Origin of the sequence: Arthrobacter sp. HMWF013 (genome assembly GCF_003061105.1) — a bacterium.
Lineage (GTDB): Bacteria > Actinomycetota > Actinomycetes > Actinomycetales > Micrococcaceae > Arthrobacter.
The window spans coordinates 1-10,413 of record NZ_QAIQ01000358.1; the positions used below are offsets into that span (position 1 = coordinate 1).

Annotated in this window: 9 protein-coding genes and 1 pseudogene; 5 read left to right on the forward strand and 5 right to left on the reverse strand. The window is 65.9% G+C overall.

Annotated elements, in window-relative coordinates; all coding sequences use genetic code 11:
- On the reverse strand, window positions 1-208 hold a 208-nt coding region (locus DBR22_RS13450), incomplete at its 3' end, for a hypothetical protein (RefSeq protein WP_181365175.1).
- Between the two features lie 94 nt (window positions 209-302).
- Between DBR22_RS13450 and DBR22_RS13455 the strand changes: the two genes are divergently transcribed.
- From DBR22_RS13455 to DBR22_RS13470, 4 genes are all read left to right on the forward strand, one after another.
- On the forward strand, window positions 303-2,354 hold the full coding sequence (locus tag DBR22_RS13455) for a LuxR C-terminal-related transcriptional regulator (RefSeq protein WP_108599436.1): 2,052 nt from the start codon (window positions 303-305) through the stop codon (window positions 2,352-2,354).
- Window positions 2,355-2,519: 165 nt separating this feature from the next.
- Window positions 2,520-3,683 (forward strand): IniB N-terminal domain-containing protein, encoded by a 1,164-nt coding sequence (locus DBR22_RS13460; protein ID WP_108599437.1) that lies wholly within the window; start codon window positions 2,520-2,522, stop codon window positions 3,681-3,683.
- 210 nt (window positions 3,684-3,893) lie between these two features.
- Complete coding sequence (locus DBR22_RS13465) at window positions 3,894-5,879, forward strand: dynamin family protein (protein ID WP_258229200.1); 1,986 nt, start codon at window positions 3,894-3,896, stop codon at window positions 5,877-5,879.
- Window positions 5,876-7,363, forward strand: a complete 1,488-nt coding sequence (locus tag DBR22_RS13470) for a dynamin family protein (RefSeq protein WP_108599438.1) — start codon at window positions 5,876-5,878, stop codon at window positions 7,361-7,363. Before DBR22_RS13465 ends, DBR22_RS13470 begins: the two co-directional genes overlap by 4 nt.
- Window positions 7,364-7,386: 23 nt before the next feature.
- Here the strand turns inward: DBR22_RS13470 and DBR22_RS13475 are convergent, their stop codons facing one another.
- Both DBR22_RS13475 and DBR22_RS13480 read right to left on the reverse strand, forming a co-directional pair.
- Window positions 7,387-7,836, reverse strand: a complete 450-nt coding sequence (locus DBR22_RS13475) for a hypothetical protein (RefSeq protein ID WP_258229199.1) — start codon at window positions 7,834-7,836, stop codon at window positions 7,387-7,389.
- Window positions 7,837-7,985: 149 nt separating this feature from the next.
- A complete protein-coding gene (locus tag DBR22_RS13480) occupies window positions 7,986-8,450 on the reverse strand; it encodes a PLD nuclease N-terminal domain-containing protein (RefSeq protein ID WP_108599439.1) in 465 nt (154 codons plus the stop codon).
- A 60-nt stretch (window positions 8,451-8,510) separates the two neighbouring features.
- Here DBR22_RS13480 and DBR22_RS13485 point away from each other — a divergent pair, with 60 nt between their 5' ends.
- Window positions 8,511-8,837 (forward strand): DUF4229 domain-containing protein, encoded by a 327-nt coding sequence (locus tag DBR22_RS13485; RefSeq protein WP_181365176.1) that lies wholly within the window; start codon window positions 8,511-8,513, stop codon window positions 8,835-8,837.
- Here the strand turns inward: DBR22_RS13485 and DBR22_RS13490 are convergent.
- A complete protein-coding gene (locus DBR22_RS13490; RefSeq protein WP_108599441.1) occupies window positions 8,834-9,715 on the reverse strand; it encodes a 1,4-dihydroxy-2-naphthoate polyprenyltransferase in 882 nt (293 codons plus the stop codon). The two genes, DBR22_RS13485 and DBR22_RS13490, sit on opposite strands and share 4 nt — an antisense overlap.
- A gap of 82 nt (window positions 9,716-9,797) precedes the next feature.
- A pseudogene (locus DBR22_RS13495) lies at window positions 9,798-10,413 on the reverse strand (AMP-binding protein); the annotation flags it as partial.

The window sequence follows — 10,413 nt, forward strand, 5'->3', positions numbered from 1 at the left end:
CTCCCGCTCCGGATCCGACGACGACTCCTGCGCCGGAGCCTGAGCCGTCGACGGAGCCTGAGCCGACGATCGCACCGACGTCGGCCCCGGCCCCGGCACCTGAGCCTGAGCCGACGATCGCACCGACGTCGGCCCCTGCACCTGAGCCTGAGCCGACAACTGCGCCGGCTCCAGCACCCGCTCCGGCACCGGCCCCTGAGCCGACCACGGCCCCGGCACCAGTTCCCGCCCCTGAGCCGACCACGGACCCAGCGCCCACACCCACCGCTGATCCCACCCCGACTGCGATCGTGACCTGACGGATGATGGGCCATGATCAGCCGTCGGCGGAAGAAGCAGTCCTCCTGGCATCCAGCAGCCTCCCGTACATGCCGGAACAGCTTCGCGGCGAAAACGCCCTCGTCAGGGAGCTCCTGCTGGCCCTGTCGGTCGGCTTCATGCTCCCCGGGCCATTGCCGCGCGAACTGGAGCGCAAGGTTGCCGGCGGTGCCGTGGAAGACCTCGATGCCTTAGTGGCGCGAGCGGAGTCGTCTGGCCTCCTGCAGCCTGACGGTACAGTTCTGGGCACCGTCCAGCATGCCCTCCTGACATCGACGCCGACGGTCCGCATCCATACCCTGCAACGGGAGCTGGTTGGATATCTTGCCGCTGACGGCCGTCTCCTGGGTGACTTTGCCCGTCAACTGGCGCGGAACGGGTTGGCTGACCAGCGCGTTGCCGCCGAGCTCGAAAAAGCCGGAGACAGGGCGCTGGAGCACAACCCCGGCCTGGCCGCACAGCTTTATGACGAGGCCCTGCTGGCGGGAGCCGATGAGGTTGGCACCGCGGCGCGCCGCGCCCAGGCTGCGTTGGCCACGGGGGACCTGGACTCCGCCGGACGAATCATCGACGTGCTGCTCGGGTGCCCTGACCCGCCTGACCTCCGCCTCGGAATGGACGTCGCCGCCGCCGTCTGGGCGCAACGGGGGATGCTGGCCCGGAGCGCTGACGTGTACAACTGGCTCGGCCCGGAGCGGGTGGGACCATCCGCTCCGGCTGCCGCAGTGGCCATGATCGGGTGCGGCAACCGCGCCGGAGCGGACAAGCTGTTTCCGGACGGTGCTGCCCCGGAGTCGCCCACCCTGCTTGCCGTGGCGCAGATGCAGACGGGCAAAGGCATTCTGGAATCTCTTGCGGCGGATCCGCATCAGGGACTCCCGGTCCTGATCCACGCGTCGGATATGTTGACGGCGGCCGGGGCCACCATCCCCCTCCCGGATACTCCGGGCGCGCTGGCCGGGCTGGTGGCCCTGCACAGCGGAGAGCCCCGCCTTGCCGAAACGATCCTGCGCGCCGCCGTGACGGCGGGGCAGGGCGGCGATGCGGTCAAACCCCGGCTGTTCCTGCTCCAGGCGTGGTCTGCCATGCAGCAGGACAACCCGGAGGAAGCACGCCTGGCCATCAACGAAGCTTCCAAAGCAAACCCCTGGCCGCTGGTCCCGCGCGATGAGTTCCTTTGTGCGGCCCTCGAAGTTGGCCTGGCCCGCAGGAGTGGTGAAGTCCACGATCTGGTCCTGGCCTGGGAGCGGGCCCGGGAAGCCATGCTCCACACGTCAGTGGACCTGTACAGCCTCCTGCCTTGGGGGGAACTGATGATCACGGCGGCCCGCCTGCGCGAGAGCAGGCGGGTCTCGCATTATCTGGATGAAGTGTGGAAGCTGTTGCAGCAGCTGGGGGAGCCGCCGCTGTGGGCTGTTCCCATGCACTGGGCGGCGGTCCAGGCCGCACTGTTGAACGAAAGCCCGGCCGATCTGGCGCCACACGCTGCAGCATTGGCACGGGCAGCGCAGCACAGCCACCTCGCGTCGCTGCTGGCAGGTGCCGGCAAGGCCTGGGTATCGGTCCTCGCCGGACAGTTCCAGGCAGCTGAGGTTGAAACTGCGGCCCGCGCACTGAATGCGGCGGGTATGCCCTGGGAAGGGGCGCGGTTGGCCGGGCACGCAGCGGCCAGGGCGGACGATCGAAGAGACATGATGCGGCTCCTGTCCTGCGCCCGAGACCTCCACCCGCAAGGGAACTCCGGCAGCCCCAACTCATCCGGACGATCCGAGGTGCGCCCTGCCGCTGTCGAGAACCATGCCACGGATGCGGTCCAGCAGGACGGTTCAGTGCTCAGCGAGCGCGAAAAGGAAGTGGCCAGGCTGGTCCTCGAAGGCAAGACGTACCGCGAGATAGGGGAAGCAATCTACATTTCCCCCCGGACTGCAGAACACCACATCGCCCGGATGCGCCGGCGCCTGGGTGCCGAAAACCGCTCCGATCTGCTGGTCCGGCTGCGCCTTGCCTTGGGTCCCGAAGACCCGCCGCGGGAGTGAACCCCTAGTACCCCTAATGTGGGGGCCGGCAAAAGCACTGGAAGCGGGTTGGCCGGTAGGGGGAATCGACCCGATGCCCGGTGCGCGGACAGAACCTTACGTTTGACTCAAGCCCGGTGACGATGCCTGGCGATCCGCAACTCAGAGAAGAATTGAGGACATCCAATGCCTACACTCGCGAACGACCTCGTCCAGTTCCTTATGAGCCTTTTTGGAAGCCGGGAAGCAGCAGAGGAGTTCCTGGACGATCCGGAGAGGGTGCTTGAGGCTCATGGTTTGGGCGACGTGTGCTCCGCAGATGTTGACGCAGCGATGCCGGTTGTTTTGGACTTCGCACCCATTACCCTGAATGCTTCCTCATTCGACCGCGAATACAACACCGGCGGGAACACGTCGTGGACAGGCGGTGGCAGCGGCGGCACAGGCGGGCACACCCCTCCGGGAGGCGGCGGACACGGTGGCGGGCGCCACGGCGGCGATGACCACGCGCACGCTGTCCAGCAGCTCCACCACGTAGTCAACCACTACTCCTACACCTCGACCACAACTACAGAGGTTGATGACCGCGATACGATCACCGACCAGTCCGTCAACCAGAACATCTGGGCCGACGGTGATGTGAAGCAGTGGTTCGACAACGACTCCGTGGTGGCCTCCGGTGACCGGGCTGTGGCTGCCGGCGACGACGTCGACATCCAGGACTCCAACAACATCGAGGATTCCTACAACACGGACAACTCGGTGGATAACTCCGAAGACAACTCGATCCGCGCCAACGGCGACGTCAACATCGGCAACGAGGAGACGGACATCGATGACTCCTTCAACACCGACCTGGCTGTCGACATCGACGATTCGTTCAACGACAATTCGGACAACTCGGACAATTCGGACAACTCCACGAACGATTCGTTCAACGACAATTCGGACAATTCGGACAACTCCGACAACTCGGAAAACACCGTCGTTGATATCGCCGATTCGTTCAACGATGAGAGCACCGACGTCGACATCCACGACTCCTTCCAGGACAACTCGGACAACTCGGACAACTCCGATAACTCGGAGACCAACACCACCGAGGTCGACGTGGAAATCCAGGATTCCTTCCAGGACAACTCGGACAACTCCACCAACACGGATATAGCCGTGGATGTCGCGGATTCCTTCCAGGACAACTCGACAGAGAACGATGTGGAAGTGGTTGACTCCTTCAACCCGATCGAGGTGGAGGTCGAGGACTCCTTCACGGAGGAGACAACCACGGAGATCGCTGTGGAGGACGTTGGAAACACCGAGATCAACGCCGAGGACGATGTGAATCTCTAGCGCCAGTCCCGGGTAGCGGAAGTGCCTGGCAGGGACTCGAAACCCTGCCGGGCACTTCCCGCCGTAGCCCCCACGTCCCATACTGAGAGTTGAAGCAAAGGACTGGCTGTGGTTGAAACGCAACGACCGGGAGGTCTGGCAACGAAGACAGGCTCCCCAGGACCGTCACGGTCCCCGGCGACCGCGACGGCGGCGCAACTGATCAAGCTCGTGGAGCAGGGCATCGGGCTGGTCAGTGACGGGGAACGCGCCGACCTTCGAAAGCGCCTGGACCAGACGCTCCGCAGGCTTAGGGACCCAAACGTCCGCGTGATTGTGGTGGGGGAGTTCAAGCAGGGCAAGAGCAAACTGATCAACGCCCTGGTGAACGCGCCTGTGTGCCCGGTTGACGACGACATCGCCACCTCCGTACCCACAGTGGTCCGGCACGGTGATCCGGCGTCGGCCTTCATTTTGCTCCCGCAGGCAGACACTGACCCCGGCGACGATGAGAAACCCGAACGCCAGCCCATTAGGATCAACGAATTGGCCGCGTATGTCTCCGAACGCGGAAACCCCGGCAATGCCAAGAAACTTGTGGCCGCCGAGGTGTTCCTCCCCCGCAAAGTGCTGGCCGGAGGCCTGACCCTGGTCGATTCGCCCGGCGTTGGCGGACTGGGGTCCACCCATACCCTGAGCACCCTGACGGCGTTGCCATCGGCTGATGCGCTGCTCCTCGTTTCGGATGCATCCCAGGAATACACCGAGCCGGAGATCCGGTTCCTCCGGCAGGCCATGCGCATCACCCCCAGCGTGGTGGGCGTTTTGTCCAAGACTGACCTGTACCCCGAATGGCGCAGGGTTGCCGAACTGGACCGCGGCCACCTGGCACAGGTTTCCCCTGACATCCCGCTGTATCCGGTGTCCTCGGACCTGCGCCTTGAGGCGGCCAGGCTGCAGGACACTGAACTGAATGCGGAATCCGGCTTCCCCGGCCTGATCGGCCACCTGAGGAAGGAAATCGTGGGAAAGGCGGAACGGCTGCAACGGCGCTCCGTCAGCCAGGACCTGCTTTCCGTCACCGAAAACCTGCGCCTTTCGCTTCAGTCAGAGCTGGGGGCGCTGGAGGACCCCGAGGGTACGCCACGGATGATCGCCGCGCTCGAAGAGGCGAAGTCCCAGGCTGACGAACTGCGAAAGCGTTCGGCGCGCTGGCAGATCACCCTGAATGACGGCATCGGCGACCTGATCGCGGACATGGAGTACGATCTGCGCGACCGTCTCCGGCGCATCCAGCGGGAGGCCGAAGCCGCCATTGACCAAGGCGACCCTGGGCCTACCTGGACCCAGTTCTCCAAGTGGCTGGAGGAGTGTGCCGCTGCCGCGATCTCGGACACGTTCGTCTGGACGAGCGAACGTGCCCAGTGGCTGGCAGCGCAGGTGGCTGAGCACTTCTCGGAGGACGAAGTGGCACTGCCTGCGCTGCGTGTCTCCGACGCCGGGGACGCCCTGGACCCGGTGGACGACATGCCAGGGCTCGACGACGGCCGCATCAACCCGATGCAGAAGGTCCTGATCGGGATGCGGGGTTCGTACGGAGGGGTCCTGATGTTCGGCCTCCTGACCGGGATTTTCGGCATGGCCCTGATCAACCCCCTGTCCGTCGGTGCAGGGCTGCTCCTGGGCCGCAAGGCGTACCGCGAGGACAAGGAAGCACGGCTGAAGCGCCGGCAGGGGGAGGCCAAGGCCCTGGTCCGCCGCCAGCTCGACGACGTCACCTTCCAGGTGGGCAAGCAGCTGAAAGACCGGCTCCGGCTGGTCCAGCGCTCCACCCGGGACCACTTCACCGAGATCGCGGATGAGCACCACCGTTCCCTGGCCGATTCGGTGACGGCGGCCCAGAAGGCGGCCAGCGTCTACAGGCTCGAAAAGGACATGCGGGTCCGCCAGATCAAGGAGGAGCTGAAGAAGGTCGACGCAGTGCACCACGCTGCTGAACTGGTGGCAGCTGAAGTGGCTCAGTCTTCGACGGCGGTCCAGCCGGAAGCCGGCCCCACTGCTGAGGGCCGGACAGCGGGTATGGCCGCTGCTGCTACGGATTCGACGGCGGGAAGTCCGACGGCGGGAAGTCCGACGGCGGGAAGTCCGACGGCGGGCAGGCACTCGACGGGCCCAGCCCAGGCGGGCACGGCACAGGCGGTTGCGGCGGGCAGATGAGCACGTCCATCAGCGCCGGAGTGGCGGACCTGCTTCAGGACGCCCTCGCCGTCTACTCTGACGACCCCGTGGCAGTGGCGTCATTGCAGGCGTATGCCACGCGGCTGTCCGAGCCGCTGAGGGTCGCTGTGGCGGGCATGGTCAAGGCAGGAAAGTCCACGCTACTGAACGCCATCATCGGTGAGGAGATCGCGCCCACCGACACCGGCGAGTGCACCCGGATCGTGACCTGGTACCGCTACGGCCACACACCGCGGATAACGCTCTATCCGGCCGTCGGCGAACCGCGGATCCTGCCGTTCAAGCGCGTGGACGGCCGCCTGGTGTTTGTCCTGGGCGGCTCCCGCGCAGAAGACGTGGAACGCCTGGTGGTCGAGTGGCCCTCGCAGGGCCTGCGGGAGCTCACCCTGATAGACACACCCGGAATAGCCTCCTTGTCCGGGGACGTATCGGCCCGGTCCACCGAATTCCTGACACCCGCGGACGCGCCTTCCGAAGCCGACGCGATCATCTATCTGATGCGCCACCTGCACGCATCGGACCTGCGGTTCCTTGAGTCGTTCCGGGACACGGAGGCAGGCAGGTCAGGGACAGTCAATGCCTTGGCCGTGCTGTCCCGGGCCGATGAGATCGGAGCCGGCCGCATAGATTCCCTGCTGTCTGCCGGCGATATCGCCGAGCGGTATCGCCGGGACCACAGCCTGCGAAAGCTGGCATTGGGGGTGGTCCCGGTAGCAGGGCTCCTGGCGCAAAGTGCCCGCAGTATGCGCCAGGCAGACTTCGAGTCGTTGCGGCTCCTGTCGGGGCTGGACCGGTCCGAGCGGGAGCGGTTGCTGCTCTCCACGGACCGGTTCATCAGGGCCACCGTCCCGGAAGGCCTCAGTGCCGAAGCCAGGGCCTCACTGCTGGAACGGTACGGCTTGTTTGGGATCCGGCTGGGAGTGGTGCTGATCCGGAGTGGCTTTGACGAACCCACCCGCCTGGCTCACGAGCTTGCCCGGCGCAGCGGGCTGGATCCGTTGTTGGACCTCGTGGCCCGCCAGTTCCAGGCCCGGGCCGAGGCGCTGAAGGCCAGGACCGCTTTGGTGGGCCTGGAAAACCTGCTTCGAAGCGTGCCGCGGGAAGGTGCCGGAGGGCTGGCCGTCGGCCTTGAACGCGTTCAGGCCAATGCCCACGAATTCCGCGAGCTCCGCCTGCTCGCCACCATCCGCACCACGGGAATTCCTCTCAGCAACGAGTTGGCGGAGGAAGCCGAACGCCTGATCGGTGGCTGGGGAGCAGCCCCCGGCATCAGGGTGGGCCTTGCTCCGGAGACTCCACCGGAGGAGATCCTGGCAGAGGCCCGGAGCTACCTGAAAAGGTGGCGGACCGTCGCGGAGAACCCGCTCACGGACCGTGCGGCACTGGAGACGTGCCGGGTGGTGACGCGCAGCTGCGAGGGTATCGTTGCGGAATTTTCCGCCCTGCAGCTGCAGCGGCAATAAGCCCTACCGGGAACGCGGTTCGCCTACAGGCTGGTCCGGCGCGTCTTGAGCCACCTGCCGGCCGAGGGCATAAAGAGCGCCACCAGGCCGACGAACGCCAGGAGCAGCTGGGCACCCCAGAGCAGCACAACATAGCTGCCGGCGTCGCCCTCAGGAACCAGGAACGCATAGGCCACCGCCATGGCCATCACGTGGCCGGCCAGAAGCGGAATCATCAGCCAGCGGGCCCAGCCGCGGCGGGCAGAAACAGCTGCAATGGCCGCCGCTTCGAGCAGAATCACCAACAGCAAGGCACTGAGGCTGCCCCAGAAAACGATGGCCGAGGAAGTGCCGACGGCGTCGGCATCCCCACCGGGAGACATCTCCTCAACGACAGCCCGGAGCCGCTCCAGGTTTGAATCCCGCGCGAAGAATGAGCCGAGGAGCACGGCGAGGCCGGCGACGAAGCTCAGCAACCAGGATGTCCTTGCCACGCCGACGCTCCGGGGCGCCGGGGGAATGACCAGGATCGGTGCAGGTGCTGCGTAGGAGAGGCCGGGCCTTGGCGGAGGCGGCGGAGTCCCAGTCCTGGCGGGCGTTGCCGGTAATTCGGCTTCTCCGTCGGGTCGCTGGGCCATGGGACTTACTTTACGTCGCCGGTGTCATGGGTGTCAGCGTCCGGACTGGACGTGTCACCGGCGGCGCCGCCGTGGCCTTTATCCTTCCCGCCATGGGGGCCCGGGTTATCCGGGCTGGAACCTGCAGGGCCGCCGTCGGTCTTTTCCTTCGCTTCAAGGTCTTCCTTGAGCTTCTTCAGGCGGGCGGTTTCTGCCTGCTTACGGCGGCGGATTTCGAGGTTGCGGAGGAAGTCCGGATCGTCGTCCGGGGCGAGGGGATGGCCAGCGGCCTGCCGGACCGGTCCTTTAGTGCGGGGGCGGCCGATCAGGAGCCACAGGATGGCGCCAAGCACCGGGAGGACGATCATCACGATGATCCAGGCGGGCTTGGAAATTCCGCGGGTCAGGCGGCCGTCAGTGCGGATCACGTCCACCAGGCCATACACGAAGATGACGAGAACAGCGACAGCGAGAACCACACGGAAGAGCATGTCATTAAGTCTATCGTCCGCAGGCAACGCGCGTTCAGGCCGGGCGGCTAAACTTGGATGGTGGCTTTCCTGAGATACTCCCTGATCCGGCTGGCGCTGTTCGCGCCGCTCTTCGTACTTTTTATGTTCCTGCAGTTGGGAGCGCTGCTGTCAGTCATCTGCGCGGCGCTGATCGCCTTCGCAGTGAGCTACCTGTTCTTCCAGAAACAGCGGGACGAGGCAGCCGCCGCCCTTCATGGCCGGTTCTCCGGCAAGGCCAAGCCGCTGCGCAGCGCCGGCGAGGTAGCCGACGCGAATGCCGAAGACGGCCTCCTGGACGCGAATCCGGACGTCACCATCCGCACGTCCGGGCCCAAAGCTCCCGAGGCCAAGGCCCCCGAAGCCTAGAATCCGTGGCTGAGCACCAGCCCCGCTGAGAAGAGCAGGCTGTATCCGAGGTTGATCAGCCCCGTCTGCTTCAGCACGGGGATCAGGCTCTTGCGCTTGCGGCCGTTGATCATCAGCCAGGCCGGCATCAGGCACGCGGGGATGAGCAGCAGCACGATCAGCATCCACGGGCGTCCGGGGGCCAGGATCACCACGAGGAAGATGGCCACGGCAAGCATCAGGACGTAGCTTTCGCGGGCGTGTTTGTCTCCCAGTCGCACGGCCAGGGTCTTTTTGCCCGCCTGCGTGTCCGTGGGGATGTCCCGGACGTTGTTGGCCATCAGCAGGGCGCAGGCAATCAGCCCGGTGCCGATCGCGCCGATGATGGCCGGCAGGTTGATCTGCCCGGCCTGCGTGTAGGTGGTGCCAAGGGTTGCCACCAGGCCGAAGAACACAAACACAAAAACGTCGCCCAGGCCCATGTAGCCGTACGGGTTCTTGCCGCCCGTGTAACCCCAGGCAGCCATCACGCAGCCGATTCCCACCAGGATCAGCCACCAGCTCTGGGTGATGACCACCAGCGCCAGTCCGAACAGCATCGCCAGGCCGAACGCTCCGAACGCAGCATATTTGACGTGTTCCGGCTGCGCTGCGCCTGAACCCACCAGGCGCAGCGGACCCACCCGGTCCTCGTCGGTGCCGCGGACGCCGTCGGAATAGTCATTGGCGTAGTTCACGCCGATCTGCAGGAGCAGCGCCACCAGCGCGGCCAGGACGGCGTTGACGGGTCGGAAGGAATCCATTTCGTAGGCCGCGGCTGTACCGATCAGTACCGGGGCGATCGCCGCCGGCAACGTGCGGAGGCGGGCGCCTTGGATCCATTGTGCGGCTGTGGCCACGTCAGTACCTCGTGTTGGGTTGGGAGAACGGTGGAACGTTGGGGTGTCCCGGCTGCGAACTGGCCGCCGGTGCAGCTCTACTCTACTTTCCCCCGTGCAGGGCGTTGAGCCGCTCGATCATCGCCAGCCGGTCAGGCTTGCCGTTGGGGAGCATCAGGAGTTCCGGCGCGGTCAGCACCGTTTTCGGTGCCAGGAGGCCCAGCCGCTGATGCCATTGCTGTTCATGCGCGACGGCGTGAGCCGCCGCCGTCCCGGTGGTCCCGGCCGCCGCGGGCGCGCCGCCGGTGTCCCCACCGCCGGCCACCGCCACAAAGGCGGCCACGGCCTGGCCCCATTCCGCGGACGGAACGCCGGCCACAAAAGCCGCCATGACGCCGTCGGACTTTTCCAGCTCTGCCTGCACATGGGCAGCGGAGACCTTGACGCCGCCGGTGATGATGACGTCGTCGGCGCGGCCCAGCACGGTCAGGCGGCCGTCGTCGTCCACCACGCCGAGATCGTTGGTGCGGTACCAGCGGACGCCGTCTTCCTCGAAGAAGGTGTCGGTGCTTTCCGGTGAATCAAGGTAGCCCGCGGCCACCGTGTCACCGCCCAGCAGGATCCGGCCGTCCGCTGCCACCCGGACGGACACGCCTTCCAGCGGCACGCCGTCGTAGACGCAGCCGCCGCAGGTTTCCGCGGAACCGTAGGTGGTGATG

What these genes read in the sequence shown, in the direction of transcription:
- DBR22_RS13480 (WP_108599439.1), bottom strand. Translation starts at nt 8,450, where the DNA reads ATGCTCTTCCGTGTGGTTCTCGCTGTCGCTGTTCTCGTCATCTTCGTG.
- DBR22_RS13455 (WP_108599436.1), top strand. Translation starts at nt 303, where the DNA reads ATGATGGGCCATGATCAGCCGTCGGCGGAAGAAGCAGTCCTCCTGGCA.
- DBR22_RS13460 (WP_108599437.1), top strand. Translation starts at nt 2,520, where the DNA reads ATGCCTACACTCGCGAACGACCTCGTCCAGTTCCTTATGAGCCTTTTT.
- DBR22_RS13470 (WP_108599438.1), top strand. Translation starts at nt 5,876, where the DNA reads ATGAGCACGTCCATCAGCGCCGGAGTGGCGGACCTGCTTCAGGACGCC.